This is a genomic window from Shewanella sp. 10N.286.45.A1 (genome assembly GCF_041470405.1).
Taxonomy (GTDB): Bacteria; Pseudomonadota; Gammaproteobacteria; order Enterobacterales; family Shewanellaceae; genus Shewanella.
On record NZ_JBFRMK010000161.1, the window covers coordinates 4651 to 31548 of the forward strand.

General features: G+C 45.6%; 26 protein-coding genes. All 26 read right to left on the reverse strand.

Annotated elements, in window-relative coordinates; all coding sequences use genetic code 11:
• Positions 1 to 324 precede the first annotated feature (324 nt).
• The 26 genes from AB4238_RS12765 to AB4238_RS12890 all read right to left on the reverse strand — a co-directional run bounded on the left by AB4238_RS12765 (position 325) and on the right by AB4238_RS12890 (position 26544).
• On the reverse strand, positions 325 to 651 hold the full coding sequence (locus AB4238_RS12765) for a rhodanese-like domain-containing protein (RefSeq protein WP_372033776.1): 327 nt from the start codon (positions 649 to 651) through the stop codon (positions 325 to 327).
• A gap of 129 nt (positions 652 to 780) precedes the next feature.
• Entirely contained in the window at positions 781 to 2022 is a 1242-nt protein-coding gene (locus AB4238_RS12770) for a beta-ketoacyl-ACP synthase (protein ID WP_372033777.1), read from the reverse strand.
• The gene (locus AB4238_RS12775) at positions 2019 to 2744 is read right to left on the reverse strand and encodes a 3-ketoacyl-ACP reductase FabG2 (protein ID WP_372033778.1); all 726 of its coding nucleotides are present in this window, start codon (positions 2742 to 2744) and stop codon (positions 2019 to 2021) included. Before AB4238_RS12775 ends, AB4238_RS12770 begins: the two co-directional genes overlap by 4 nt.
• Positions 2745 to 2815: 71 nt before the next feature.
• The gene (locus AB4238_RS12780) at positions 2816 to 3292 is read right to left on the reverse strand and encodes a thioester dehydrase (RefSeq protein ID WP_372033779.1); all 477 of its coding nucleotides are present in this window, start codon (positions 3290 to 3292) and stop codon (positions 2816 to 2818) included.
• A complete protein-coding gene (locus AB4238_RS12785) occupies positions 3285 to 4514 on the reverse strand; it encodes a beta-ketoacyl-[acyl-carrier-protein] synthase family protein (RefSeq protein WP_372033780.1) in 1230 nt (409 codons plus the stop codon). Before AB4238_RS12785 ends, AB4238_RS12780 begins: the two co-directional genes overlap by 8 nt.
• A 19-nt stretch (positions 4515 to 4533) precedes the next feature.
• Positions 4534 to 5157: a DUF3261 domain-containing protein gene (locus AB4238_RS12790; RefSeq protein WP_372033781.1), complete on the reverse strand. Its 624-nt coding sequence runs from the start codon at positions 5155 to 5157 to the stop codon at positions 4534 to 4536.
• Positions 5145 to 6401: an NAD(P)/FAD-dependent oxidoreductase gene (locus AB4238_RS12795; RefSeq protein ID WP_372033782.1), complete on the reverse strand. Its 1257-nt coding sequence runs from the start codon at positions 6399 to 6401 to the stop codon at positions 5145 to 5147. The genes AB4238_RS12790 and AB4238_RS12795 overlap by 13 nt, the downstream gene beginning before the upstream one ends.
• A complete protein-coding gene (locus AB4238_RS12800) occupies positions 6395 to 8812 on the reverse strand; it encodes an MMPL family transporter (protein ID WP_372033783.1) in 2418 nt (805 codons plus the stop codon). The genes AB4238_RS12795 and AB4238_RS12800 overlap by 7 nt, the downstream gene beginning before the upstream one ends.
• A complete protein-coding gene (locus AB4238_RS12805; RefSeq protein ID WP_372033784.1) occupies positions 8809 to 9534 on the reverse strand; it encodes an outer membrane lipoprotein carrier protein LolA in 726 nt (241 codons plus the stop codon). Before AB4238_RS12805 ends, AB4238_RS12800 begins: the two co-directional genes overlap by 4 nt.
• Positions 9531 to 10001: an acyl-CoA thioesterase gene (locus AB4238_RS12810; protein ID WP_372033785.1), complete on the reverse strand. Its 471-nt coding sequence runs from the start codon at positions 9999 to 10001 to the stop codon at positions 9531 to 9533. The genes AB4238_RS12805 and AB4238_RS12810 overlap by 4 nt, the downstream gene beginning before the upstream one ends.
• Before the next feature lie 34 nt (positions 10002 to 10035).
• Positions 10036 to 11595, reverse strand: coding sequence for a histidine ammonia-lyase (gene hutH / locus AB4238_RS12815; RefSeq protein WP_372033786.1), 1560 nt, complete (start codon positions 11593 to 11595; stop codon positions 10036 to 10038).
• Positions 11592 to 13310 carry a glycosyltransferase gene (locus AB4238_RS12820; RefSeq protein WP_372033787.1) on the reverse strand — a complete coding sequence of 573 codons (1719 nt, stop codon included), beginning with the start codon at positions 13308 to 13310 and terminating at the stop codon, positions 11592 to 11594. The genes hutH and AB4238_RS12820 overlap by 4 nt, the downstream gene beginning before the upstream one ends.
• A complete protein-coding gene (locus AB4238_RS12825) occupies positions 13310 to 13702 on the reverse strand; it encodes a thioester dehydrase (protein WP_372033788.1) in 393 nt (130 codons plus the stop codon). Before AB4238_RS12825 ends, AB4238_RS12820 begins: the two co-directional genes overlap by 1 nt.
• Positions 13699 to 15078, reverse strand: coding sequence for an AMP-binding protein (locus AB4238_RS12830; protein WP_372033789.1), 1380 nt, complete (start codon positions 15076 to 15078; stop codon positions 13699 to 13701). Before AB4238_RS12830 ends, AB4238_RS12825 begins: the two co-directional genes overlap by 4 nt.
• On the reverse strand, positions 15075 to 15623 hold the full coding sequence (locus tag AB4238_RS12835) for a hypothetical protein (protein WP_220738058.1): 549 nt from the start codon (positions 15621 to 15623) through the stop codon (positions 15075 to 15077). The genes AB4238_RS12830 and AB4238_RS12835 overlap by 4 nt, the downstream gene beginning before the upstream one ends.
• Positions 15623 to 15871 carry an acyl carrier protein gene (locus tag AB4238_RS12840; RefSeq protein ID WP_020910524.1) on the reverse strand — a complete coding sequence of 83 codons (249 nt, stop codon included), beginning with the start codon at positions 15869 to 15871 and terminating at the stop codon, positions 15623 to 15625. Before AB4238_RS12840 ends, AB4238_RS12835 begins: the two co-directional genes overlap by 1 nt.
• A gap of 8 nt (positions 15872 to 15879) precedes the next feature.
• Positions 15880 to 16134 carry a phosphopantetheine-binding protein gene (locus AB4238_RS12845; RefSeq protein ID WP_220738057.1) on the reverse strand — a complete coding sequence of 85 codons (255 nt, stop codon included), beginning with the start codon at positions 16132 to 16134 and terminating at the stop codon, positions 15880 to 15882.
• Positions 16131 to 16934 (reverse strand): lysophospholipid acyltransferase family protein, encoded by an 804-nt coding sequence (locus tag AB4238_RS12850; RefSeq protein ID WP_372033790.1) that lies wholly within the window; start codon positions 16932 to 16934, stop codon positions 16131 to 16133. The genes AB4238_RS12845 and AB4238_RS12850 overlap by 4 nt, the downstream gene beginning before the upstream one ends.
• Positions 16927 to 17643 carry a beta-ketoacyl synthase chain length factor gene (locus AB4238_RS12855; RefSeq protein ID WP_372033791.1) on the reverse strand — a complete coding sequence of 239 codons (717 nt, stop codon included), beginning with the start codon at positions 17641 to 17643 and terminating at the stop codon, positions 16927 to 16929. Before AB4238_RS12855 ends, AB4238_RS12850 begins: the two co-directional genes overlap by 8 nt.
• A 324-nt stretch (positions 17644 to 17967) precedes the next feature.
• The gene (locus tag AB4238_RS12860) at positions 17968 to 18840 is read right to left on the reverse strand and encodes a DUF3014 domain-containing protein (protein WP_372033792.1); all 873 of its coding nucleotides are present in this window, start codon (positions 18838 to 18840) and stop codon (positions 17968 to 17970) included.
• A gap of 190 nt (positions 18841 to 19030) precedes the next feature.
• Positions 19031 to 21106, reverse strand: coding sequence for an ATP-dependent DNA helicase RecG (gene recG, locus AB4238_RS12865; protein ID WP_372033793.1), 2076 nt, complete (start codon positions 21104 to 21106; stop codon positions 19031 to 19033).
• A gap of 80 nt (positions 21107 to 21186) precedes the next feature.
• Complete coding sequence (locus tag AB4238_RS12870; protein ID WP_372033794.1) at positions 21187 to 21783, reverse strand: response regulator transcription factor; 597 nt, start codon at positions 21781 to 21783, stop codon at positions 21187 to 21189.
• A gap of 7 nt (positions 21784 to 21790) precedes the next feature.
• Positions 21791 to 22861, reverse strand: a complete 1071-nt coding sequence (locus tag AB4238_RS12875; protein WP_372033795.1) for a histidine kinase — start codon at positions 22859 to 22861, stop codon at positions 21791 to 21793.
• Between the two features lie 102 nt (positions 22862 to 22963).
• Positions 22964 to 23653: a hypothetical protein gene (locus AB4238_RS12880; protein WP_372033796.1), complete on the reverse strand. Its 690-nt coding sequence runs from the start codon at positions 23651 to 23653 to the stop codon at positions 22964 to 22966.
• A 108-nt stretch (positions 23654 to 23761) separates the two neighbouring features.
• Positions 23762 to 24685: a calcium/sodium antiporter gene (locus tag AB4238_RS12885; RefSeq protein ID WP_372033797.1), complete on the reverse strand. Its 924-nt coding sequence runs from the start codon at positions 24683 to 24685 to the stop codon at positions 23762 to 23764.
• A 203-nt stretch (positions 24686 to 24888) separates the two neighbouring features.
• Complete coding sequence (locus AB4238_RS12890; protein WP_372033798.1) at positions 24889 to 26544, reverse strand: AMP-binding protein; 1656 nt, start codon at positions 26542 to 26544, stop codon at positions 24889 to 24891.
• Positions 26545 to 26898 lie beyond the last annotated feature (354 nt).

The following is a 26898-nucleotide window of genomic DNA, read 5'->3' on the forward strand; positions in this document are numbered from 1 at the left end:
AATGCAATTGGTATTAGAGTAAGTGCTGAGATTATTAATGCACTAAGATATAAGCGTTGCATAGCATTTCCCTTGTTAGGTTGGGGTTCATTTCGCTATACGGCGTTTGAAAAAATAACGATCACAATTTGGTTACATTTAGCCTACCTATCATTACCAGTTCACGTTGATTTATCGAGTATGTTTATGTTTATGAAGGTGAAAAAAATTATGATTTTTTTGCTGAAAAGAGGGTTTGCTGCAGGTCGAAAAGGAGAGTTTAAATCATTTTGTCTAGCTAGCGATGAAGCCGCAAAGTTTGCGGCATCAGATTTGGCTAACTCATTAACGCCGTGGTTCACAGGCGAGAAGATCGTTAAGAGCACCAGCATTAACTACGCTTGGAAGGCCACTTGCCGATAGAATATCGCAGCCCTTTTGTGCTCTGATCCCTGCGCCGCAATAGAGTAAAAATATCTGCTGAGGATTGCTAACACGGGCAACCCAAGTGGCTAAAGTATCTAACGGAACATTAACCGCTTGTGGTAGGTGACCGCCAGCAAACTCTTGTGGACTGCGCACATCAATCACAATGGCGCCTTGCTCAATCAGTTGCCAACATTTATCACCGGGCTCACAATGAGACAGTTTCGACAGTGTTACTTCAGACATAGGTTTTCTCTCGTTGTGATTGTAATAATAGTGACTCTATTAAAACTTATTATTAGATTTACTTCAATAAGATTTTTCTAATTGATATTTTTGAGAAAAAAGGCCCTAACAAGAGGCGCAGTCTGAGCGTTAACTTGACCACTTTTTAAAGATGAGAGAGGTGTTGATGCCGCCGAAGGCAAAATTGTTACTCATGACATAATCCGTTTCAATCTGCCTAATATCATCTTTGATATAGTCGAGCTGACCACATTCTGGGTCAATTTCGCTCAGATTTAATGTTGGCGCAAACCAACCTTGATTCATCATCTCGACGCTAGCCCAAGCTTCAAGCGCCCCGCAAGCACCTAAGGTATGCCCGGTGTAGCTTTTTAGCGATGATATTGGTTGTGAGCCACCAAAAACGGCATGGGTTGCCTGCGTTTCAGCAATATCCCCGCGATCTGTGGCTGTACCATGTGCGTTGACATAGCCAATCTTATTGGCGTCGAGATCAGCATCTTTGAGAGCCAATCTAATGGCTTTTTCCATGGTATCAGCATTTGGCTGAGTAACATGTAAGCCATCAGAGTTGGTACCAAAACCGACAATTTCTGCGTAGATTTTTGCGCCGCGGGCCTGTGCATGTTCAAGCTCTTCCAGCACTAAGGTGCAAGCGCCTTCTCCAATCACTAATCCGTCACGCTGTTTATCAAAAGGTTTCGGTGTTGCCTCTGGGGCATCATTTAAGGTACTGGTGGCAAACAGGGTATCGAACACCACTGCCTCTGTTGGACACAGCTCTTCGCCGCCACCGGCTAGCATCAGATCTTGCTGGCCGTATTTGATCGCTTCGTAGGAGTAACCAATGCCTTGACTGCCAGAGGTACACGCGCTGCTAGTGGTATGTACTCGGCCTTTTAAGCCAAAAAATACTCCAACATTCACAGCGGTAGTATGCGCCATCATACGTATGTAGCTGGTGGCAGTGACGCCAGACATATCGCCATTTTTCAACATATCACCAAAAGCGATGATAGGATCGGTACTGCCAGTAGATGAGCCGTAGGCTATTCCCATCGCACCGGAAGTGACCACAGGATCGTCCAGCAGGTTGGCATCAATTAGCGCGAGTTCACTGGCGCGGGTTGCCATGATGGATACCCGTCCCATGGAGCGAATTTTTTTACGTGAATAGTGCGCTGGCTGCTGAAAGTCGGTAACTGGAGCGGCTAAGCGGGTATTTAGGCCATCAAATTTATCCCATTCATCAAGCCTAACGACGCAGTTTTTCTGCGCTTTTAGATTCGCAGCAATGGTTTGCCAGTCGTGGCCTAGAGCGGTTATTCCGCCTATGCCTGTAATCACAACTCTGCGTGGCAGGTGGCTCATATCATGCCTCCATTGACCGAAATCACTTGGCGTGTGATATAAGCTGCATCTTCTGACATCAAGAAGTTAGCCAGTCCTGCGATTTCAGAGGCTTTCCCCATACGTCGCATCGGTACAATCGTGTTAACCATATCTTTTGGAATATCTGACACCATATCGGTCTCGATGAGTCCAGGGGCAATGCAGTTAACGGTAATTTTACGTTTAGCCAGCTCGAGTGACAGCGCTTTAGTGGCACCAATAATGCCTGCTTTTGAAGCGCTATAGTTAACTTGGCCGCGATTACCAGCAATACCCGATACTGAAGCCATGGTGACAATACGCCCGCCTTGTCTTGCTTGTACCATCGGCATCACTGTTGGGTGGATAACATTATAAAAGCCATCAAGATTGGTATGCACTACGCTGTCCCATTCTGACTCAGTCATGGCGGGGAAGGCGGTATCGCAGTTTATGCCAGCATTTAAGACAACGCCGTAATAGGCACCATGCTGTTCAATATCTTGTTCGATAGCCCGTTTGACTGCTGGGCGATCGGCAATATCAAATTTAAGGCAAGAGACATTCACGCCATGTTGTTCTAGTGCTTGCTGAGTCTCTTTCGCAGCCGTGGTGTTTTGAAAGTAATGCATGGCGATATCAAACCCTGACTCTGCCAGTTTTAACGCAACGGCTTTGCCAATACCGCGGCTAGAACCAGTAATGAGTATTCTTTTAGTCATCTTTTCTCCCTAACAGCCCCTTAGATTTGCTTAATGGGATAATGCTGTTGTCTATGATGTTATTTTTATTGTTAGTCAGTGGCTTCAGCAATATAGGCTTGGGTATCTTGTGGCTGAAATACATTAACGTTAGCCTCAGCAACCAATTGTTTATTATGCATTATCTTACAATCAAATACCGCTAGACCTGAATCCTCTTGATACAGTCGAGTGACATGGGTTTGATAGATCTCACCGTCTTTAAAGTGGGGGATATGCATCTTAAGCTTGCGGGTGCCCAGCAGGAAACCCACTCTAATAATATCGTCTCTTAGCCGTGCCTCTACCCCCGCTAAGGCAGCAATACTTTGCGCCATATATTCAATGCCAACATAGTTAGGCACACCGGCCAGGCTTGCATCAAAATAGGCACTAGCGCTGTTGATAACGGTTTGAGTGAGTAAGCTATCAGTTTCATACTCAAGTAAATTACTGATCAGCACCATTGGCTGCCGGTGGGGGATGAATTGCTCAACGTCTTGGCTGGCAAGTGTAGTTAAATCAAACATCTGCATCTACTCGGTTAATGATCGCTGTTCTTTTACTGATAATTAAGCTGGCATTGCTGCCACCAAAGGCAAAAGAGTTACTCATAATATGTTGCTGTGGTGCGCAGTCCCCTCGTTCTACCAAGGGTAATATTGGGTTATCGGGATCTTGCTCTGCATCCCACACTTGAGGGGGTAACCGGTTACCAGTATTTAGCTCGCTAAGTAATAGATAACAAAACGCGGCTTCAATCGCACCAGCTGCTCCTAAGGTATGGCCGACTAAGGGCTTAGTCGAACTGCATGCTGGTGGATGATGATTAAATACCGTGTTAACGGCACGGCTTTCCATTGCATCGTTTTTAGGTGTCGCAGTGCCGTGCAAGTTTAAGTAACTAATTTGCTCCGGCGCTAACTGCGCCATTTTTAGCGCTGATTGCATAGCGGCAATGGCGCCTATACCATCAGGATGTGGCGCCGAGATATGGTAGGCATCGCTTGATTCACCGACTCCAGTTAACAGTATTTTATCCTGCTCGGATGCTCGTGCTAACAGGAATAGCGCAGCACCTTCACCAATATTGATACCATCCCGATTGACACTAAAAGGTTGGCAGTGCCCATTAGATATAGACTCAAGCGAGTTAAAGCCATTGAGGGTTAATTGGCACAGGGAGTCGACACCACCAACAATAGCGATATCGCAAAGGTCGGCATTAAGCATCCTGCGCGCGCTAGCAAAAGCTTTGGCACTTGAAGAGCAGGCTGTTGAGACGGTCAGGCAAGGGCCGCTGAGGCCAAAGTAATGCTGTAAAAATTGGCTCGTGTCGCCTAGCTCTTGCTGGGCATAATCGTATCCTGTCGGGAATTCGCCATGCTGACTGTGTTGGGCTAAAGCTTGCTCGCCTGTGGCAATACCTGAGGTGCTGGTGCCGATGATAACCGCCACTCTATCTGCGCCATATTGCTCTTTTGCTGCTAAGACTTGCGGTTCAATCTGTTTAGCTGCGACTAAGGCTATTTGGTTATTGCGGGTATCAAAGCGCTGCCATTCAATGGCTAACGGATGCAATAAGGTACTGACCTCACCCACAAGCGCAGCACGTTCAAGCATCAAGTCATCGCGCCACTTCATACCGTCAATGTTGGCATTAATTAGGTTATTGAGCACGGTAGTCGGGCTGTCGCCTAAAGGAGTGCATAAACCTATTTGAGTTATTGCTATTGCAGTCTTTGAGTTCACTTAAATCACCATAACAGGTTTATAACGGGTTGATGATGAGCTTAAAGTTCGCTGCATCTATATTGAGTTTAACGTTCGCTGACCAAAGGTCCCGCTGGCTATAACGAATAGTGACGATCGGCTCATCGTTACCACCAGGGAGTTGTGTGCCTGGGTAGAGTTGTCGGCAATAGCCTGCATCGCAATTATAGCCTTGTATATAACCATTTTGTAGATGTTGATTAATGCTGCCTTCATCCCAATAGATTAGCTGCATAATGGCTAGTAGGTACTCTGCTTTAAATTGCGATCCGAGCAGTGCACTTTGCTCGCTAATGAGCTGATGACCATCATAAGTGAGCGTGAATAGCGGCTGCCCTAAAGGCGCTAAACCAACTAAAGTTAACTGCTGCGCAGTAAGCTCAAGTTGAGTTAATAGTTCATGCTGGCTTGACTGAGTTTTAATGGTGGCTTTTTGTGTCAGGCTGCGCTCGGTCACTGCTGTTTGTGGGTTCTGGCCGCTCCCAGCAATCGGCGCGAGGCAATAACTCACATCGCTTGGAAGCTCAACGCAGGTCTGTCTTTGCAGTGTTTGGTTACAGGCTGTTAATAGTAGTAACCCAACAATGGCCAGTGTTTTTAATCGATACCCTAACTGCGGCATAGCTCTACAACCATATTTAGACGTCTTTTAGACTCGCTAACGAAGGGGTTTTTCTGATCCCATGCATAACCAGCAAGTATTGAGCAGATCATCTGCTTAATGGTGACATCAGGGTTTTGATAGAAGATAGCCTCTTGAAAGCGGCAGTCATACCATGCTTCAACATAAGTTCTAAAGGTATCGACCCCTTGCATCAATGGCTCTGCATATTCAGTTTGCCAATTAATACTTTCGCCATCGAGTTGCTTAACCAGCGCTTTTGCCGCTAGAGATGCAGACTGCATCGCAATGGTGACCCCAGATGAAAATACAGGGTCAAGGAACTCGCCAGCATTACCAAGTAGTGCAAATTTGTCAGTCGCTAAGGTGGTGACGTTAGCGGAATAGCCTTTTAATATGCCGCTATCATTAATCAATTCAGCATTGGCTAATAAGCGCTTTAGTCCAGGCTCTTGGGAGATCATCTCAAGCAATACATCGTCTAGATTCGCGGTTAGATCCCCAAGTTGGTGAGGTTCTGCCACTACGCCAACAGAGCAGCGGCCATCGCTAAACGGAATAAGCCAATACCAAATATCTTGGTTCTGTGGGTGAACGCTAATAAGGATCTTGTTACGGTCAAAATCGCTACAAGTAATATTGTCTTGAATATGATTAAACACCGCTGTACGTGTTGGCAAGCTTGATGGCTTTTCTAATTCAAGTAATCGCGGTAATACGCGACCAAAGCCACTGGCATCAAGAATAAACTTGGCATTAACACGGTAGCTTTCGCCCGTATCACTGCTAACGGTTAGCTGTGGCTCGTTGGCTAAATCTACCGACTCTACTGATTGCCCGTAACGGATCTCAACGCCTTGCTTGGTAGCCTCATCAGCCAGAAGTTTATCGAACTTTGCCCGCTCAACTTGAAAGGTCGTGCCCGGGCCCTGGCTAAATTTGTCTTCAAAATTAAAGGTGGTGTATTGGTCTGCACATCTAAATGCGGCGCCATCTTTATATTGAAAACCCGCTCGGTTAACCGCATCGAGCATATTGGCTTCAGCTATTACCTGCATGCAGCAAGGTAACAAACTCTCACCAATAGAAAAGCGTGGGAAATGTTGCTTCTCCAGCACAAGTACACGTTTTCCTTGAGCATGCAGCAAGCTTGCTACAATACTACCTGATGGCCCTGCACCTATAATGGCGACATCGACCTCTTCAACACGCGGAGTGTTTTGATGTGCGTGAGTGCTTAGCATTCGGCTGTTTTCCTTGTGAAAATCTGAATAAATGGAGAGAGTAAAAAGGTAAAGCTAATACCAATTAGTAGCGTTAAACCAAACGCGCTAATGGCAGGTGTTTGGCTAAAGGCGAGCAAACCAAAAGCAAGTAGAGTAGAGGTGGCAGACATAAGCACCGCCATCATGACTCCGCGAGTCTGTTGCTTGGCCTCTGCAAAAAATAGACTGTAGTCGATACCGATCCCAAACACTAAGATCAACGCTAAAGCATGAAATAGCGTCAGTGGCGCCTGTAGCAAACCTAAAGCAGATAGGGTTAATAAAGCTGAAAATGCAGGCACGCAAACGACAATAGTAGCTAACTTAATGCCGAATCTAAATGTGAAAATAGCCAGTGCTGCAACCAGCGCGATAACCAGTAATGCTAAGGTGAGTTGCCGGTAGTGGCTCATCAACTTTGAGATCTCACCGACTTTATCAACTAACTGTACATTAGGGTTGTTGCTAAACAAGGCTGAGAGTTTATCAAGTTGCTTAATACCACCAAGCATGACAATCGCGCCGTAATCTGAGCCTTGCTCAGGCATAAGCCACAATGGAGCTAACTGCTGGCCAGCCGCTGAGTTTATAAATGCATTTGCGTCGATATAACGACCGTTTGCAGCACGGTACTCATCCACAAGTGGTTGAGCTATGTTCTGTTCAATCCCTAATCTGGCTAAGATCTCAGTGAGGTTATCAACATAGATCTGTTGCTGCAGCTGATAGTTGCTCGCTTGGGTTTTCTCACTCGGAAGAAAGCGACTTAAACTGAAATGGTTTGCTATCAACTGCTGCTCAGTTGCCGACTCAAGGGTTGGTTCGAGTTGCTCAAGCTGTATTTTAAGTGCTTCTTCACTGTTAGCATGAACCAGTAAAAACTGATTATCTGTGCCGCCACTTAGCACTGTGCGCAGGCTGTCTTCTTGCTGCTGAATGGCTGCCGGAGTGTGTTGTAACTGCCGAATATCATCGTCACTATGAAGCTGACTTAATCCAATTGCTGTAAACGTCACGCCTATCAGCAGCCATACGGCCCTTGAAAACGGAGACAATGGCATAACACGCTTAAGCATAAAGCCTTGGTAGCGATCAGCTAAATCGAGAAGATGCTGGCTATCTTTAAGTTTTGCGCTGGCTAATTTAGGGTAAGCAAACACCAACGTTAAGTATGCGCCAAGCAGCCCCGCAGCGCAGAAAATTGCGACTTGTTGCATACCAGGGAAGGGCGCTAACCCTAAAGAACCATAGGCGACAATACTGGTGATTAACGCCAGTGATATAGCAGGCAAAATAGCTAATGAGGTTTGGTTAGCATTGAGGCTTGGGTTATTGAGACGTTCGCAATAAAAATGAAAGCAGTAGTCGATGGCGATACCAATCAAACTTGTACCAAATACCAAGGTCAGTAGATGCAGTTCGCCAAACACCAATAGAGTTAGCACTATGGCAAACAGTAGACTGCTACTTAAGGTAATGACGGCTATGGTCAATGGCATCACAGAGCGAAAAGCTAACCACACTAATGCGATAACACCGACAAGCGAAATAAGCCCAATAGTCGATATCTCTTGCTTGGCATTGTCTGTGGCCGCTGCAGCATGAAATAGCGCACCAGCCTTGATGAAACTTATCTCTGAATTATCATCGGTGACAGCGCTCATGGCTTGATTTAATGCCGCTAATTGCTGTTGTTGAGCATTGGGGCTAAAGGCGCTTTGCAGCCCTTTGGCCATCACAATAGCGATGTATTTAGAGGCTGTGTTGCCGCTGTCTTGCGGATATTCGCTTAGCAATATGCCATTTTGTACCGACAGTGATTGCTTAGGAGCAAGTGCTAACAAGTTATCAGGGTAGAGCAGCAGCGGGTCTTGGCTAATGAGGCCACTATTGGCATAGCCAAATGCACTATAGAGTTTGTGTAGACTGGCTTGAGTGAGCTGCGGCCATTGTTGTTGACTGAGCTGTTGCTGTTGGCTATTGGTGAGTAGGTTAAAGCGATAGGGAAAATAAAAAGCATTTAAAGCCTGCGCTTGCGATATATCTGCGCTTGCAACATCGGTAAACTCTGTTGCACTGTGTGTTTTCAACTGCTGCATTAACAGTGATGCACCATTAACTGCTTGATTTTTATCTGCGGCAATAACCCCGATATAGAGCCTGTTAGCAAGTTGCTGTTCAACCGCGGCCATTGACCGCTGTGTCAGTGGGCTTTCGCTCACTTTGGGCAGCATTGCTAATATATCGGTTTGAATTTTTGCACCAGATTGCCATTGAGCGCCACCGAGAATTAGCGTGCTCATGACTAGTATTAACCATAACGTTAGCTTTTTATTTGGGCTTATTCCAGATAGAAAGCCAAGTGCGACACGCTGAAGTTTGGCGCTCATTGAGTCTCTCTGAGGTTATCAGAAACAGCGGGCGAGAAGCGTGCCTTGTCTTGCGCAGTTAATGGCTGCTCCACAAGCTTGGAAAACTCAATACGGCTGCGGTCTTGATTGTCACTAAATAGGGTCAAGGTTTGAATTTTCTGTTCACCGGTCAATACGAGTCGAGGCATGGCCTTTTGCACCATAGGGTCAATAGGGGTAAGCCCTAGTTGCCATTGTGGATTGCTGCTGGTGGCACTATGGATGCTGAGCTTGAAATGCTGTTGCAGCGTGTGCAGATCGCCGCTAAGCAGTGCATTGAGTAAGGTTGGCATAAGCTGTGATAACTGGCTTGCGCTAGCAGGTTGCTGGGCGGTTACCTGTATTTGCCCTTGGCTGTCAATTTGGGTCAGCTTGCCTGCTTGTAAAATCAAAGTGCTACTAAAAGGAGATTGTTGCTGCCAAACGATGCCAAGCTGCTTAGAAAAGACAAAGTTACCGTGACTCTGCAATGGTTTTTTGAGCACTTTTAAGTAGCGATATTGAGTAAACAGTCCCTTTGCTTGCGGGCTAGGTGATAGTTGCTGCGTCAGTTGCTCAAGCTCAGCACTTGATGCCTGTTGGCTAAACAAAGCGGTAAAATCCGTTTGGCTAACGGCGCCAAAGCTTACGCTACTGACCAGTAGTAAAGTGGTTAGCAATATGAGTTGCTGACACGTTCTTTTCAGCAGCATCAATCTCATCGGCTTATGCCCTTAGTTGATCCTGTTGCTGGGTTTGATGACTCGACATCCGTAATTAGCGCTGCGATTTTATGTTGAAATATATCAGGGGTCACAAAGCACAGCTCTTGAGTTTGCATATCAACAGCTGCTTGGATGGTATAGCCCTTGGTTATACGCTTTTTAGTTGCGGCATCCAGCACTTGGTAGTTGATTTTTAGACGGTTCTCCCACTCAACAATGGCTGCTTTGATAATCACTTTTTGATCGAAAGTACTCGATTGCACATATTTTATCTGCAGATCAACAATGGGCCAGCTATAGCCAGAATCCTGCATTGCGCGGTAGCCATAATCGATCTTATCGAGTAACTGGCAGCGAGCAACCTCAAAATAGCGTAAATAGTTGCCATGCCAAGTGATACCCATTGAATCGACATCATGGAATGGAATAACAACTTCGATCTCGGTGCTTATTATGCCTTTCATCAGTTCACAGCTCTCCGCTTAGCGCTGCTATGCACTAGCATACTTCCCAATAACCCGATTGGATTTTATCAACAGTTGAGCGCAGTGTTTGCTCAAGCGGTCGGTCTTCGGTAAGCAGTTCAAAGTCTTCTTCAACCTGCGCTAGCGTCTTGCCTAGTGAGGGGGTAATAGAGCTTGGCACGAGTTCTTGCTGTGCTATGCGCAAACGAATGCCCTGCGACATGGCAAGCAGCGCGGCGGCAGCCACTTGCTCGGTCAGTTGTAATACTCGAATGCAGTCACGGGCTGAAATAGTCCCCATGCTGACTTTGTCTTGGTTATGGCACTCAGTCGAGCGTGAAAACACGCTAGCAGGCATAGTGTTTTTTAGCGCTTCAGCAGTCCAAGCAGACACGCCAATTTGCACAGCTTTAAAGCCGTGGTTAATCGCTTTACGTTTCCCCATGGCACCTGACAAGTTAGCTGGTAGGCCATTATTAAACTTTTGATCCATCACTAAAGCCATCTGGCGATCGATAAGATCTGCGATATTTGCCACCGCGTTTTTCATTGAATCCATGGCGAAGGCGATATGGCCGCCGTAGAAATGCCCGCCATGCAGGATATGTTCGCCTTCCGCATCGACAATAGGGTTGTCGTTAGCGCTATTTAGCTCAGTTTCAATAAACTGGCGCATAAACGGCAGCGCATCTTGCAGTACGCCAATCACGTGCGGCGCGCAGCGGATTGAGTACCTGTCTTGCAACCTGTCTGAATTACGCGGATGAGTGTGATGATTGAGATCTTCACGGATCCAAGTCGCGATCTGGTTTTGCCCTGGATGCGGTTTGGCGGCAAACAGGATGTCATCAAAATGGTTTGAATTCCCTTTTAACACTAATGATGCCATCGCAGTAATACGGCTTGAAAGACGTGCCATATATTGGGCTCGGTCGTAGGCTAAGCAGGCTAATGCGGTCATCACTGCTGTGCCATTCATTAGTGCTAATCCCTCTTTAGGACGCAGTGTCAGCGGTGTAATACCTAGCTGTTGATAAACTTCGCTGGTTGGGCGACGTTCACCTTGATACATCACATCACGCTCGCCAACTAGCACTGCAGCGAGGTAAGACAGTGGGGTTAAGTCACCACTGGCGCCGACAGAGCCTTCCTCTGGGATGACTGGAGTAATATTAAGATTAAGCAGTGTTTCTATGCGCTCGAGTAGCTCATAGCTGACGCCAGATTTACCGACTGCGAGTGAGCTTAAGCGGCAGGCCATTACCGCTCTCGCTTGCGGGATAGACAAAATATCGCCCATACCACAACCATGAAAGCGGGTTAAATGCAGCGGCAGTTCATGGACTAAATCGAGACCAACCGTAACAGTGCACGAGTCGCCATAGCCTGTGGTTACGCCATAGACTACGCCTTCCTCTTTTAGCAAACTATCGATAAACCAGGCACCTTTTTGGATATAGGCTCGATACTCGTCAGTCTGGTTTAATGTTGCAGTAGCACCTTTTGCAATCGCTACAACGTCTTCAAGAGACAGATTGCGATAACCAAACTCTACGGATTGCTTGTTGGTATTTAGGGGGCTTGCCTGTGTCATTTTTGTTGTTGTCCTTTACTGCTTTGAACATTGGCGCGTTGGATATCTTCATCTTTGTGCCAAAAATCATAAAAATTAAACCACTGTAGTGGCTGGCGCAGCGCAAAATATTCTAAGCGCTGGCTAAAATCGAGTACTGCATTTTCCAATCGCTCGGCACGGCCTGCACGCGGGCCTTTTAAGGTATTTGCAAAGTGGCTTACATGCACGTGATAGCGCCCTTGCTCACGTAAGCAAAATAGGGTGAATACTGGGCAATCTAATAAACCGGCAAGAATAAAAGGCCCTTGGGGAAAGGGGGCTTCCTTACCTAAAAACGGTGCGTAAATAACCCGTCCTGCAGTTTGTGATGAGGTTCTATCACCAGCAATCACCACCAACTCTCCCTCATCTATTTTTTGCTGTAATAAGATAGAGGTGCTTGGGCCTAGTTCAGTCACTTGGATGAGGTTGAGTGCGCTATCAGGATTGAGCTGTTTGAGCACGCGGTTAAAATTTTCAGCGTTATCGGTTAGCACCATGACGTTAACTTTTACTTTACGCTGGTGGATCGATATCGCACGACAAAGCTCAAGATTACCTAAGTGTGAGACCAGTAAAACTGCGCCTTTTCCTGTATCTAGTTGGTCTGTAAGCAGCTGCCTATTGGGAAAGTCAACTTCAGCGAGTTTGATGCGATCGCACCAAGCATCAATACGATCTAGCGCAGCATTCCCGAAGGAAAAAAAGTGTTTCAGGCTATCTCGCCAGCTAAGTTTTTCACTCAGCTGCGGATGGTTAGGTTGAGTTGCTTTCACTTGAGCTAAGAATTGTTTTGATGCCGCTCTAGCGGTTGTACCAGTGACAAAAAAGTAGCAAATAACAGGATACATAATGGCACGGCATAACCAGTGGCCGCCGTAACGATAGCTATCGGCTATGAGTTTAATGCCCCAATAGTTGCCGCGCTCTTGCATACTTGACCAGTGTTTATCTTGATTACGCAGGCTCAGCTTTTGCCATAACCGTTTAGGTTGACGAAACAACATGCCAAAAAACAATCGGCTGTGCATGAGTGATATACGCACATTATCTTTAAAACCTTGAAAGTGACTAACCCCATCTTCAGGGTAGATCACTCGGGTTGGAATATGCACCACGGGTACGCCCTGCCAATATAGGCGTACTAAGACTTCGATATCGAAATCCATTCGCTCGCCAAGGGCATGGCTTAAAAATAGCTTTTCTGTTGCTGCTAAGGGGTAAACTCTAAAACCACACATAGAGTCTTGAATATCAAAGCTAAGCGTTTCTATCCAAACCCAAAAGTGGGTGAGGTAGCGGCCATACAAGCGCCCTTTAGGCACTGAGTCATCATATTGTGGCAAGCCTGAAATCAAAGCCTCTGGTTCAGACTCTGCCCGCGCAAGCATTGCTGGAATATCATCTAGGTTATGTTGGCCATCGGCATCGACTTGCAACGCATGACTAAAGCCATCTTGGTAGGCGGTGCGTAATCCGGTCATTACCGCCGCGCCTTTACCACGATTAAAAGGGTGATGCAGTAGTGTTACCCAAGGGTATTTATTTGCCAGCTCAATAAGCAAAAAACGAGTTTCATCATCGCTGCCGTCATTGACTAAGTAACAAGGCAGAGCAAGTCCATCCAGTTTGGCAAGCGTTTCAGCAATGGCTGCTCGGTGATTGTAATTGGGAATGACCAAGGCAATACGCATTAATCGTTTACCTCTTCCGCAGCTTGGAGAGTGGTTTGTTCTGTTTTATTGAGTGCTATTCGTCCTGACGCAAAACGCTTTTCACCATCGCTATAAGCAAAAATAAGTTTGGCTTTTGCGGCGTTGTGAGTGATGGTTAAATCAACTTGGGTGTCAGGTAACATTAACTGTTGAAACTTGAGTACCTCAAGCACTGCCACACTGCAATCGTAGCCAAAGTGTAGGCAACCGAGTTTGATTGCCCAGTCTAATTGAGTGACACCTGGCAGTACCGGTTGCTCGGGAAAATGGCCGTTAAAGTACTCCAGCTCAGCGACAATATTCAATCGCCAACAGATGGAGTCGGTATCCGTTTGGGTACTGATAATGGCTGGTAGTGATGATTTAATCATTTACTTTTAAACTTATCGATATCAAATAAAGCCAACATGGAGCTATGTACGCGTTTACCCTGCTGATCCAGTGGTAGTTGCTCGGGGTAGCGCCAGCGTCTTGGCAGTGTGACGCGTTCAAATTGTGACAAAAGATGCTGTTTAAACAAGTTGTTGAGTGCTAACTTTCCATTTAGTGCAAGCTGCTCTAAACCCTTGGGCGAAAGCTCAATTGCCGCTCCCAACTGCGTTCTAGGCTGCTCAAGCATCAATAACGCAGCTTTGGTGACATAGGGATGACTCTCTAGCAAAGATTCCATTTGCACCAGCGATAAACGCTTCTCCTCAACTTTGATGATGCGGTCTAGTCGCCCTTCGAGCGTAAACTGACTGTCGGCAACAATGCTAATTTTGTCTTCACATCTAAGCCAGTTATCATCTTCTAAATAGGGAGAGCGAAGCTGTAGCGCACCGTCGTCGCTATCTTGCTTTATCTCTATTTTGGCAAATGTTTGCCAAGGCTCTAAAGGAGAGTGTTGTTGTCTATACCCAACGCCTCCGGTTTCAGTGCTACCAAATACTTCTGTGGGTAACTTACCGTAACAATGTTTAATTGCCATTGCGGCGTCAAAGCTTAACGGCCCGCCGGAGCTAAATACTAAGCTCGGCGCACGCAGTTGCGGCTCGTTATCTAGGGCATTCGGTAGGCGAGACAGTTGTGCAGGGCTGCTGATTAAGCAGAGATTCGGAAACAGATTTGCATAATAGCTCAGGGTTTCTGGGTATTCGACAAGGTCGCTCAGAAATGGGCGACTGGCAGCTAAAGGCCAAAGAATTTTAAATAACAGACCATAAATATGTTGGTGTGAAACCGTGGAGATCACACTACAGTGAGGCAAGTGTTCGGCAAAGGTATGCTCTAACACACTGACCTCAGCATCTAGCTGGCTAAGTGACTTGGCAATTCTCTTAGGCTTACCGCTGCTACCGGAGGTAAATAGAACCAGTTCGCCCCATTGTGCCAATTGAGGCCAGGCCGATGTTGGCAGGTTGAGCTCTTTATCTAGGCGCAGAAAAGCTTTGCCTTCACAGAGAGGTAGATCTGAAATCACCCCTTCAAACTCATGAGTCAATTCACTTAATGTTCCAGCTTGAGTATTGGCTGGTAAGATAATCTGTTTGCCAGCGAGTAAACCTGCACAGAGTCCTACGGCAAACATATCACTGCTGTCACAATTAAGTAGCCAGCGTTTCTCTATTGAGCTGACTAATTGCTGATGTAAGTGAGCCACTTGGCTGCTGAATACGGAACCAGTCACAATATTGTGATGGTTGAAGCTGATCAACTGCTGTGCGGATGGCCCTTGAGACAACCAAGATTTAAGTAATTGAGTCATGTCTTTTTTAACCACAATGTTCTGTATAACCACTCTAGTGCGAGCAGTAAACCGATAAGCAAATAGGCGATTAAACCGTTATAGAGTGTCCAAGTCGCTAAATCTGTATAGAGCGCGGTATAAAGTGCCACGCTAGCATTGAAAATAAACAGTCCACACCAAATCAGCGTTACTTTATTGAGATAGCCAACAGCTGTCTGTGGCAGATCTGGCTCTTTTAGTCTAGCTAACTGTTCGATCATGCTAGGACCGCGAAGCAGTGAGTAGCTAAATAGCCCCAACATGGTGAGATTAATCACCACTGGATAGAACAATAGAAGATCATGCTCCCTGGCGAAAAAGCTACCTGCAGTAAGGCCAATACCAATAAATATCGGTAGGCGTAATGCTTTAAGTTTCTGCTTTTGCAGCATTAAGCGCAGTAGTAATACTGCACATAGCAGCAGTGCTATTGTACCGCCGGGCAAATAGTGCAAACCGAAGTAGACGGCTAGTGGGTAGCCAATAACCACCAAGCTGGTCACTACTTGCAAAAATAGCCGCATTAGCCTTTAACTAAACCTTCAATCGCAGTGACGACATCACCGACGCTACGGACTGCTTTGAACTCTTCAGGCTTAATTTTTTTACCTGTCATCTGTTGCAGTTTGATCACTAGATCGACCGCATCAATACTGTCTAGATCGAGTTCTTCATAGAGTGATGCCTCTAACGTTATATCGTCTGCTTCTACTTCAAATTCATCAACTAAGATGTGAGTCAGTGCTTCTAGGATCTGTTCACGAGTTTGCATAATATCTCCTACACTCGCTGTGACTTAACAAAGTTTGCTAAGCTAGCAACGCTGTAAAAATGCAATTTGGTTGCTTCAGAATTTGCTTCAATTTTTACATCGAACTGCTTCTTGATGGCTAAACCAAGTTCAAGGGCATCAATAGAGTCTAATCCCAATCCTTCGCCAAATAGCGCAGCATCGGCATCAATATCATCAATAGTGACATCTTCAAGATCAAGACTGTCGATGATCAATTGTTTAATTTCGTTTTCTAAGCTCATAAGTATTTATCTAATTGTTGTTTATAATATTCTTCAAGATCACGAGTCATTTGGCGCGCCATTTTAGCATCGCCACCCGCAGTAGCATCATAACGTAGATAGGGCAGTTTTTCGCCTACTTCGATATGCATGCCGATTGTACGTCGAGGTAGTTGATACCAAGACTCTTGTTTACTAAAGCCGACACAGTTTGTCTTAAGTAGTAATGGTAGTAGATCGCTTTGGGTACGGATGGTGATGTTAGCTGCACCACGGGCAAAATCATTGACTCGTTTGCCGATAACTGTGCGGGTACCCTCAGGGAAAATAATTAAGTTGTTGCCTCGGTTTAATACCTCTTTGCAGTCCGTCAAAAGTAAATCAGCACCACGATTCGGGATGTAACCGGCACTCGATACCACGCCGCGCATAAATGGATTGCGCCATATACCTTGTTTAACAATGCAGCTGGTATTGGGCATTAAACTGATTAACACCACAACATCAACTAATGTCGGATGATTAGAGGTAACAATCATGCCTTTGGCATCTTTTAGCTGTTGTAGGTTGCCGTGGCTAACTTTGATCAAACCAGCCCAAGTGAGCATATGGACAAAGCCTTTAAACATAATATGCACTGCGTACTGCACTCGCTCTATACGCTGAGTAGTGGTGCCTGGCCAAAACCTGAGGATGGGTAAAATCGTTAGTGAACTGAGTAGGCCGCCAAGGCCAAAAATGATATAGCACAATGTGCCACCCAACCAGCGTGGCAGGTAAGCGATGCCTGCTAGTCGAGCTGGGGCAGGTTGATTACTCAAAACTCAGGCTCCAATGTGCGCCAGAGAAGTTACCTGAAGTTGCTTTTTTCTGGGCAATACTCGCCAGTATGTCTCCAAGTGTTAGTGGGTTTACATCTGCCAGTATTGGTTTCAAATCGATTTGGGCAAGCGCAGTATGTTGAGCGTTACTCGGCGCAACCACAAAAGCGGCTGCAATTGGCCACTCGGGCTCGCTGGCAAACTGCTGGTAGATATCTGGGACAGTGTCATCAGCATATGAAAGTAGCAAGGGTTCTGGAGCATCGACTAACAACGCATATGCTTCGATAAATGCCTGATGAAGCGTTTTACTTCCAGCTGCGATAGAGGTGGATGCGTTTTGGTTTTGGCTCAAAATGCTATAGATACCACTGGCAGTATTGTGTACTGATTGGCTAAAAGCAGTTGGCGACAATGGAGACTGATCAACAATGTCATTGAGTAAATTGATGGTACGATTTATCTCTCCATGTTGAGAGGCAAAAATACTGCGGCATTGCGCGGGCGGCTCACATTGAAAAACCGAATCAAGGATGATTTTAGTCAACTTACTGAGGCGGCGGCGTTGCATTGCGGGAACTTGTGGCAATTTAGGCGTAGCCGTTGTTATCGCTCCAATATCAGATATCGCAGCAGGCCATGCTTGCCAGTCAGCTTTATGCTGATACTGTGGCGACCAAGCGCCCCATGAAAGAATGCTAAACTTCATTGCACTGCCTCACATACGAATATCTGTTCGTAGTGCCTAAATTAAAATGTGTAAGTGACTGATTTATTAAATTATAAACCAAATACGCTGTACCTGCGCTAATTACTACATAATCACTGGAGATAACTTCTGATGGGAAGTCGTACGCTACCACCAAAAATTACGCTGACGAGACGCTATTCTACAACAGAATATGTTTGAACAAGAAGTGTTTTAAGGTACAGTTGTAACTTAATGTGTTAGGTTGTTATCGAGTTGTAGAGGGGCTGGTAAGGGCTCTGTTATTTAAGAACCCTTTATATAGTTTCAAATACTGTTAACGGATCAGTTTAGATGTTTTTGTAAGCGACGTAGTACAGATTTTATCTTGCGAGAGTTTTCAGGTCCCGTACGGATCATTAATTTCTGCGCATTAGGTAGCGCTTCTAGGTTCGGGTCAACAAATTGATAGTTAACGCTGACTCCGTCAAGTTCAATAGGCTGCTCAATAATAGGCGCATCCAGCATGATAGCGATAGCCTGCTGCATTCTTTCATCAAACGAAGTATCGTTATAGCCGAGCTCACTAAATGCTTCACCTAGCAGTGGAGTCATCTCTTTGTAACTTTTGGCTAATTCCTCTTCATTTAGGCTGGCAAGAAAGTCGGCGTACAGATCATAACGGTGGTAGCTATCAGGATCGACATAGGTTTTGTTTGCTATCTCAGACACTGTGAAGCTGTTGTTTGGTGCTTTTAACGGGCTCACTTTACGAGCCAATTCACCTTGAGCCAAGTTATCTACAAATACCACAAATTGGCGTACAACATTATCTTCAATCATCATTGGTTCTATGGCCATTCCGTCGGCGATGTCTATCGCCTTTTGACGGATATAGGCATCACTGTCAGCAAGAGCAGGAAGAGGCTCAACCTCAGGAACTGGCTCTACTTCAGGTAACTGCACTGGTACTGGCTCAACAATTTCAGGTTCAGGTTCAGGCAGAATCGCTTCTGTTTCAAGCGGCTCTTCTGGGATTGGATCTGGCACAATAACCGGTGCAATAATCTGTGGATCTTCACTCTTATCATCACCACTTAAATAGTAATAACCTCCAGCAGAGATCAACACAACTGCGGCAATGGCAATAATTGCTAGGCCATTTGTACCTGAGGACTTCTCCTGAGGTGTAATTCTATCTTCTTGACTGAGTTGCATTTAGTTTCCTCTGCTACCGCACGATAATCGTTTTAGTGGTAATGCATTTGCTATTTACCCATTTTGCAAAATTAAACAGGCTTGTCTATAGGTTGAAGCTCTATTAAGGATATTTAATTTGTATCAAGTTTTAAACTGTATCTAATTACGACATAGAGTATGGCTAAGTTTTAAAGTGGTGGCTTCCTCTTTATGCTTGGACAAATTGCTCACGATCACCAAGCCAACGTTGAATTATGGCGTCGACACTGCTAGGAGCTTGCTGCATAACATGAGGGGCTAGCTTTTGCACATGGGGGATTAATGCTTGATCGCGCATTAGATCTGCGATCTTCATATCTGCAACCCCTGTTTGTTTTGTACCTAAGACTTCCCCTGGGCCACGGATCTCTAAATCTCGCTGTGCGATAACAAAACCGTCGTTACTTTGCCTTAATACACCCAAGCGCTTAGTTGCGGTTGCTGATAGCGGCGGCTTATACATCAACACGCAATGGCTGGCGACGGCGCCACGACCAACACGGCCTCTTAGTTGGTGCAGTTGCGCTAGTCCTAGACGTTCAGGGTTTTCAATAATCATCAAACTGGCATTAGGAACATCAACACCGACCTCAATCACGGTTGTCGCTACGAGTAAGTGTAATTCGCCGGCTTTAAAGCTGGCCATTATTTGCTGTTTTTCAGCCGCTTTCATTCGACCATGTACAAGGCCGACTTTTAACTCGGGTAGCGCGAGTGTTAATTCCGCTGCGGTATCTTCTGCAGCTTGGCATTCTAATGCTTCTGATTCTTCAATGAGGGTACACACCCAATAGGCTTGTCGATTATCGTTAATGACGGCTTGGCGAACGCGATTGATGACTTCTTCACGGCGCTGATCTGACACAGCCACAGTGGTAACGGGAGTTCGCCCTGGTGGCAGTTCATCAATGACTGAGGTATCGAGATCGGCGTACGCTGTCATCGCCAAGGTTCGCGGAATAGGCGTAGCGGTCATAATTAGCTGATGCGGATGAAAGCCTTGGCTAACACCTTTCTCGCGTAAACCTAAGCGCTGGTGAACACCAAATCGATGCTGCTCATCGATGATGATTAACGCAAGCTTATTAAACACTACTTGCTCTTGGAATATTGCATGGGTACCAATAACAATATTGGCGTCGCCTGATTCAATATCGGCTAAAGATTGGGTTCTTGCCTTACCTTTTAACTTACCTGCTAGCCAGCCGACTTTAAGCCCAAGCGGCTCAAACCAGCCTCTAAAATTGATTGCATGCTGCTCAGCAAGGAGCTCTGTCGGTGCCATCATCGCGACTTGATAACCGCTCTCAATGGCTTGCAGTGCGGCCAGTGCGGCGACCAAGGTTTTGCCTGAGCCTACATCCCCCTGCACCAAACGCATCATAGGTTCTGCTTTTTCAAGGTCATGAGTGATGTCACTAACCACACGTTGCTGCGCGCCTGTTGGTTTAAAAGGCAGCGATGCTAGAAATGGATTTAGCAGTTGTCCAGTCGCCGACATACTCACGGCTTTGTCGCGGCGGGTGCGTTGGCGAAGGCGTAGCATACTTAAGTTATGTGCTAACAACTCTTCTTGAATAAGGCGTTGTTGTGCTGGATGGCTGCCATTTTCTAGATCAAACAGTGACACCTGATTATTTGGACGGTGCAGCAGCTGTAGTGCCTGTTTGAGCTCCATATTATTGGGCTGCAGGTTGCTAGGCAGTAATTCTGCTAGTCCGCCGTTGGCCAACATAGTTAAGGCTTGTTCTGTGAGTTTAATCCAGCTAGCTTGTTTAAGGCCTTCAGTTGTTGGGTACACTGGCGTTAATGTGTCACTTAATGGCGCGGGATCGTCTGGAGAGACTAATTTGTATTCTGGATGAATGATCTCGTTGAAGTGCTTGCCGCGACGGATTTCGCCATAGGCGCGGATAACACTACCCGTTTTCAGGCCATTTCTTTGTGCAACTGAGAAGTTGAAAAACCTTAAGGTTAAACTGCCGGTATCATCACGCACAGTGCAGGTAAGCATGCGCTTACGCCCCTGCAATACTTGGCTTGATTGGATTACAGCTTCTATTGTGCCGTAGCTGCCAGGGTAGAGTGAGGCTATGGGGTAAATTTGAGTACGATCTTCATAGCGCAGCGGCAGGTGAAACAACAGATCTTGCACTGTTGTGATCCCTAGCTTTGCTAATCTCTCGGCCATCTTTTTAGCGACGCCCTTGAGTTCTGTTATCGGAACAAGATCGAGTCTTTGCAAACGTTTAGCACTCAAACACTGTAAATTTATACATATATTATCAGAGATATAATTTTACGCAAATTTGACGCTTTATAGCGTTATAACCAACCTTTTTGTTGAGCGATTCTGGCGGCGTCAATGCGGTTTGTTGCATGTAGTTTACTAATTGCCTCAGAGAGATAATTTCTTACCGTACCCTCAGCAATAAATAGCGTAGCAGCTATCTCAGAAGTCGATCTTCCTTCGCCCGCCAGTTTCAGGGCTTTACGTTCTTTGTCATTGAGTGGATCCGACTCTCCTACTGCCATGATTGCCAGCTCTGGATCGATGATTCGTTTACCTGCCATCACATGGTTTATTGCTGTGATTAACGTGTCTGATGGTGCGTCTTTGAGTAAAAAGCCGCCAACACCTGATTCTATGGCGCGTTTTATAAAGCCAGCTCTGCCAAACGTGGTGATGACCACAATCTTTAATTTTGGTTTATTTTGTTGGCACCAGCTGGCCAGTTCTAAACCACTGAGACCTGGCATCTCAATATCGGTGAGTAACAGATCAAACTCGGAAGTTTTCAATAGCGCTAGCGCTTCATCTCCATCTGCGGCTTGGGTAATGTCAAATTCACCACTTAATGATAATAGGGCTGAAAGTGCGCCTCGCACCATGGCTTGGTCTTCTGCTAATAAAATTCTCACCTAAGAGTTATCCTTGTGTCGGCAGACTAATCGTAAATTGACAATCAGGATCTAAACTCCAACTGAGTGCGCCTTTAAATCTAGCGAGTCTTTCATTGATCCCTGTCAGTCCATTACCCTGCTCAATTTGACTCGGGCAGCCATCATCACAAATGACAATGCGCAGCTCTGTTGGGGTTTGCTCGAAGTGCAATTCGCAGCGAGTTCCTTTGCTATGGCGGACAATGTTGCTGCAAAGCTCGGTTAAACTTAAGATTAGTTGAGTTTCTAACTCGGGATCTAATGTAGGGATCTCGCCAAATAAGCTTACGCTCAAGCCTTTGTCACGCAGAGTCTGACAAAGCTGGGTCACGCTGGCAGCTAGGCCTTTGTGTTTATAGCCTGATACAGTTTGGCGGATCTGACTTAAGCTATCCCTAGCAATGCTATTAAGCTCGGTTAATTGCTGCCTTGCTTGTTCGGTTTGATTATTGGCGATGAGCTTTTCGGCCAGCTCTGCTTTTAAAGAGATGGATGAAAGGCTGTGTCCCATGATGTCGTGCAGATCGCGAGCTATTCGTTCCCGCTCTAACATTGTTGCCAGCTGTTGGATCTCTGCTTGGCTCTTCTTTTCCTTACATTTATGCTCGACTCTTTTACGCTCCGCTACACCGAAAAGACCGATTCCGGCGATGAGTCCCGCACCATAAATTACCCAATAGTAATGGTCAAAGTTGAGCCCAGCATTAAGTAGCGATAGTAGAGTTATGAGCCCAATTAAGCTGAAAATGGCGGTTCTTAGCGGGTAGAAAAACCCGATAAAGAAGCCTGCAAAAGTGAACAGTGATAGTGAACCTGTATTAATTGGCGTGACAAGCACGCCAATGGTTATCATCGCCAAAATCGGTCGGTAGGCGTTAGCCGTGGTTGAACGGTAAGCCCAAAAATAGCAATAAACAAAAGGGATTAAAGCCGCTAAGCTTAAGGCTATCTCCCAAGGCAGCATTTTTGTGACGAAGGTGGGGATAAGATAAAACCCCAGATTGACTAGGTAAACCCAGGCCAATTTATCCTCTTTTGATTGCGCTGACTCAGTCATGAAAAATTCCTTTTAGAAGCTGACCACTTAAATGAAAACCAGTACGAGTGTGGTTATTGGAGAGCGAAGCCTAACTTCGCTCTCCTGCTGTGGAGGCAGTGCTTATCGCTGTGCACTTTGGTTATTTTGCTGCAGTAAAAACTGTGCCCAACCATAATCCTCTTCAACAGCTAAGGCTTGTTGCCAGTCAGCGATTGCGCCATCAGCATCACCTAAACTCTGCTTGGCGAGTCCTCGCCAAGTGTAAGCTTCTGCATGACCCCAACAAATGTTATCACAGGGAATTGCGTAAAGCTCAATCGCTTGGGAACTCAAGTCTACAGCTCGCTGTTTGCTGCCACCATAGGTTTCAGGGGTATTAAAAGCCGCAATCGCTTGCACTAATGGCACCCGAGGGTTAGTAGGATCTAACGCTTTAGCTTGTTCTATCGCACTGGCAGCTTTGGGCCCATAAAGTGCTCCCTTACTATAATCTAGGGCGATTAACATGCCGTAAACAGAAGAGAGCAGGGCTAGGTTGTCTGCGTTAGCATTCGATGTTGTTAGTGGCTCAAGGCTCTCTTTTGCAGTCTCGAGAGCACTGATAGCAAGCTCGCGTTGACCTAAAATATTGGCGCTGATGGCGAGACGGTAGCCTGCATAGGCTTGCTGGTAATCATCACCTTGTTCGGTGAGTGATTGTAAGCTTTTAACGTCCATATGGTTTGCGGCGGCATCTATATTGCTAATGGTATCTGCTTGAGCAAATTGGCTGATAATAGCCATTGAAGTAACCAGTAATAGTGATTTCATATCAATCTCCTTTTGAGCCCTGTATTGGGTACGGAACCATTATTAAAGATTGTGGGATGACGCTGTAGGCACAAACGTCATCAGATCAATATGACAAATGTCATCAATTTAGGCTTGAGTCACTAAATAACTGATATAGGCCAAGTAGCCCAATACCAAAATTGCCCCTTCGCGGCGGCCAATACGCAAACCTGTGTAGGCAAAGGGGAGTAGCATAACCGCAAGTCCTATCATGACTTGCCAATCAAGGGTGCTAATATCGCTGCTAATGATGGGGTGGATAAGTGCGGTGACGCCTAAGATCCCCAAAATGTTGAATAGATTTGAGCCTACAACATTGCCAATTGCGATATCACTTTGTCCCTTGAGTGCGGCAACGATAGAGGTCACCAGCTCTGGCATACTCGTCCCTATGGCGACGATTGTCAGTCCAATAATGATTTCACTGATCCCAAAGGATTGCGCTAGCGCTACCGCGCCATCAACAAATAGGATCCCACCACCAACCAGCATACTAATACCGACAATGATAAAGATGACGGATAGCCACTGGTTCTGCCCTGCAACTTCAGTTTCATCTGAGGTTTGTTTATCAGCAGTGAAATAGCTGTAGCTTAAGTAGCTGACGAGCAGAGTGCTAAGAATTGCACCATCGATAAAGCTTAATCCGTCATCAAGCAATAAACCCCAAAAAAGCAGTGATGCTGCAATCATAATAGGGATATCACGTTTCACCATTTGCGACTCAATTTTGATAGGGCGAATGAGTGCGGTAATACCTAAGATTAAGCCGATATTTGCAATGTTGGAGCCAATCACATTTCCCAATGCAATTCCGCTATTGCCAGCAACTGCCGACTTAATACTCACCGCAAGCTCCGGCGCACTGGTACCAAAAGCTACTATCGTTAAGCCGATAATTAACGGTGATAAGCCAAGTTTAAGCGCGATACTGCTTGCGCCTCTCACTAGTGACTCAGCGCCAAGGGTTAGAATCACAAACCCGCCAATAATCGATAACCAAGTGATCATAAGACTACTTATTAGATGAAATTAAAAGGACGGCTAGCATAGTTATTTTTGCTAAGAGCGCAACAAATAATCAGCTGGCGAGGATTAAATATAGTTTACCCATTTAGCCTGAAAGGAGGAGTTGGGGCTTTTGAAGTACAGTCATTACAAAACAGCACACCTAAAGGTGTGCTGTTAATTTTTAAAGCATCATCGGAAGATAGTTAAATTTCATCTTCCCAGCAGATTTTGCCACCGCGAATACCGTCGACTTTCTCACTGAAGCTTTTCTCCAATACGTGACGTTTGATCTTCAACGTTGGAGTTAATACATCATTGTCGACGTCCCAATTTTCTTTGACAACAATAATCGCGTCGACTGTTTCATGGGACTCAAGGTGAGGGTTAACCGCATCTAGAGTATTTTTCAAAGAGGTTCTAATCTCTTCTCTAGGTTGCATTGATGCGCCTTCAGAAAGCTGAACTAATGCAATTGGGTGTGGTAAACCTGAACCTATCACGCAGATCATCTCAACGTGAAGATCTTGTGCTAACTTGCGCTCGATAGGTACTGGTGCAACGTATTTGCCTTTAGATGTCTTGAAGTTATCTTTCACGCGTCCGGTAATGGTAACGCAGCCATCTTCATCGATACTGACAACATCGCCTGTGTGGAAGTAACCCTCTTCATCAAAGCAAGCTGCGGTCTCTTCTGGCTGCTTATAGTAACCCTGCATTAACCCTGGGCTTTTAACCATGAGTTCGCCGACATCAGATTGTTTGATGGAGCAACCTTCAATAGCATGTCCAACCGTGCCTATTTTACTGGCATCAAATGGGTGGTTAATAATGGAGTAGGCACAATTTTCCGTCATGCCCCAAGCTTCACTAATATTAAGACCAATTTTGTGGTACCAGCTAACCAACGATGGCGGAATGGGCGCTGAACCTGAACCAAGAAGGTGACAATGCTCAAGGCCAAGCCCTGCATGGATCTTGCGTTTTACAATGCCGCTAACAATCGGGACCTTAAGTAAGAAGTTAAGTTTACTGGCGCCAATCTTATCGATAATATTTTTCTGAAATAGGCTCCAAAGGCGCGGGACTGAGAAGAATACTGTCGGTCTTGCGCGCTGTACGTCGGCAACAAAACTATCGAGACTCTCAACAAACGCAACACTACTACCTGAATAGAATGAAGAGCCTTGTATTGCCACACGCTCGGTAATGTGTGCCAGTGGCAGGTATGAGATTAATCTATCTTCGACATCCGTTTTCAAATCACGCACTACAGCGTTACAAGTCCAGCCATAGCTAGCAAAAGTTTGGATTGCGCCTTTAGGTTTGCCTGTCGAACCTGAGGTATAAACTAAGCTCATGATCTGTTCAAGTGAAGGCAATGGTGCATCGATTAACGGCTGACCTAAGTTGAGCAGTTTATCCCAGTGGTATTGTGCAGGCATGGTATCGTAAGGCATGGCCATACGTAGAATTTCACCGCCAACGCCATTTTCTTGGTCTGCCCAGTAATCAAGTTTACCGATGAATATCGCTTTAGATTCACTGTGCTCTAGCGTGTAACGTATGGTGTCGGCATTGGCTGTAGGGTAAATAGGAACGCTAATATAGCCACCATGCATAAGGGCTAAATCGGTGATAAACCATTCGGCACAGTTTTTAGAAAGAATGGCAACTTTATCGCCAGGGTTTAGGCCTAGATGTCTAAGTGCACCAGCAATTTGCTGCATCTTAATTTGTACATCACGCCAAGTAAAGGTCTTGTATTGACCGTCAATAGGCTGCTTTAGATATACTTGATCGCCTTGTTTTTCAACCCAATGTTCAAGCATTTCAATTGGGGTTTTCATAGAAGATTCCATCGCAATTCCATATTGATTATTGTTAATTCCTATTTAGCCTGATTAGCTCTTTTGTTTTAATCGTTTGTTTACCAGGCTGGTTTATACCAATCAGTATAAATATTTGGGCTCTCAGCGAGAGTTTAGCGATTCTGAAGCAAGGCAACGAGTGAAGAGCATAGTTGTTCTACGGTTAAGCTCGTTAACACAGCATCAGAATCGCTAAAACTCGCCATTCTGGAGTATTTTTGGCTGCCTATTTCTGTGTTGAACAACTTCACAAGGGAACAACCATTGTTTCAGTTATTCGCCTTGAATTAGTTTGCCAAAAATAGCTCTGAGTTGATCAAATTCTTATATTGATTGGTATTAATA

Bases quoted from the DNA above. Each gene is read 5' to 3' on its own strand.
- AB4238_RS12765 (WP_372033776.1), bottom strand. From the start codon at position 651: ATGTCTGAAGTAACACTGTCGAAACTGTCTCATTGTGAGCCCGGTGAT.
- AB4238_RS12770 (WP_372033777.1), bottom strand. From the start codon at position 2,022: ATGAGCCACCTGCCACGCAGAGTTGTGATTACAGGCATAGGCGGAATA.
- AB4238_RS12775 (WP_372033778.1), bottom strand. From the start codon at position 2,744: ATGACTAAAAGAATACTCATTACTGGTTCTAGCCGCGGTATTGGCAAA.
- AB4238_RS12780 (WP_372033779.1), bottom strand. From the start codon at position 3,292: ATGTTTGATTTAACTACACTTGCCAGCCAAGACGTTGAGCAATTCATC.
- AB4238_RS12790 (WP_372033781.1), bottom strand. From the start codon at position 5,157: ATGCCGCAGTTAGGGTATCGATTAAAAACACTGGCCATTGTTGGGTTA.
- AB4238_RS12795 (WP_372033782.1), bottom strand. From the start codon at position 6,401: ATGCTAAGCACTCACGCACATCAAAACACTCCGCGTGTTGAAGAGGTC.
- AB4238_RS12800 (WP_372033783.1), bottom strand. From the start codon at position 8,812: ATGAGCGCCAAACTTCAGCGTGTCGCACTTGGCTTTCTATCTGGAATA.
- AB4238_RS12805 (WP_372033784.1), bottom strand. From the start codon at position 9,534: ATGAGATTGATGCTGCTGAAAAGAACGTGTCAGCAACTCATATTGCTA.
- AB4238_RS12810 (WP_372033785.1), bottom strand. From the start codon at position 10,001: ATGAAAGGCATAATAAGCACCGAGATCGAAGTTGTTATTCCATTCCAT.
- hutH (WP_372033786.1), bottom strand. From the start codon at position 11,595: ATGACACAGGCAAGCCCCCTAAATACCAACAAGCAATCCGTAGAGTTT.
- AB4238_RS12820 (WP_372033787.1), bottom strand. From the start codon at position 13,310: ATGCGTATTGCCTTGGTCATTCCCAATTACAATCACCGAGCAGCCATT.
- AB4238_RS12825 (WP_372033788.1), bottom strand. From the start codon at position 13,702: ATGATTAAATCATCACTACCAGCCATTATCAGTACCCAAACGGATACC.
- AB4238_RS12830 (WP_372033789.1), bottom strand. From the start codon at position 15,078: ATGACTCAATTACTTAAATCTTGGTTGTCTCAAGGGCCATCCGCACAG.
- AB4238_RS12835 (WP_220738058.1), bottom strand. From the start codon at position 15,623: ATGCGGCTATTTTTGCAAGTAGTGACCAGCTTGGTGGTTATTGGCTAC.
- AB4238_RS12840 (WP_020910524.1), bottom strand. From the start codon at position 15,871: ATGCAAACTCGTGAACAGATCCTAGAAGCACTGACTCACATCTTAGTT.
- AB4238_RS12845 (WP_220738057.1), bottom strand. From the start codon at position 16,134: ATGAGCTTAGAAAACGAAATTAAACAATTGATCATCGACAGTCTTGAT.
- AB4238_RS12855 (WP_372033791.1), bottom strand. From the start codon at position 17,643: ATGAAGTTTAGCATTCTTTCATGGGGCGCTTGGTCGCCACAGTATCAG.
- AB4238_RS12860 (WP_372033792.1), bottom strand. From the start codon at position 18,840: ATGCAACTCAGTCAAGAAGATAGAATTACACCTCAGGAGAAGTCCTCA.
- AB4238_RS12875 (WP_372033795.1), bottom strand. From the start codon at position 22,861: ATGACTGAGTCAGCGCAATCAAAAGAGGATAAATTGGCCTGGGTTTAC.
- AB4238_RS12880 (WP_372033796.1), bottom strand. From the start codon at position 23,653: ATGAAATCACTATTACTGGTTACTTCAATGGCTATTATCAGCCAATTT.
- AB4238_RS12885 (WP_372033797.1), bottom strand. From the start codon at position 24,685: ATGATCACTTGGTTATCGATTATTGGCGGGTTTGTGATTCTAACCCTT.
- AB4238_RS12890 (WP_372033798.1), bottom strand. From the start codon at position 26,544: ATGGAATCTTCTATGAAAACCCCAATTGAAATGCTTGAACATTGGGTT.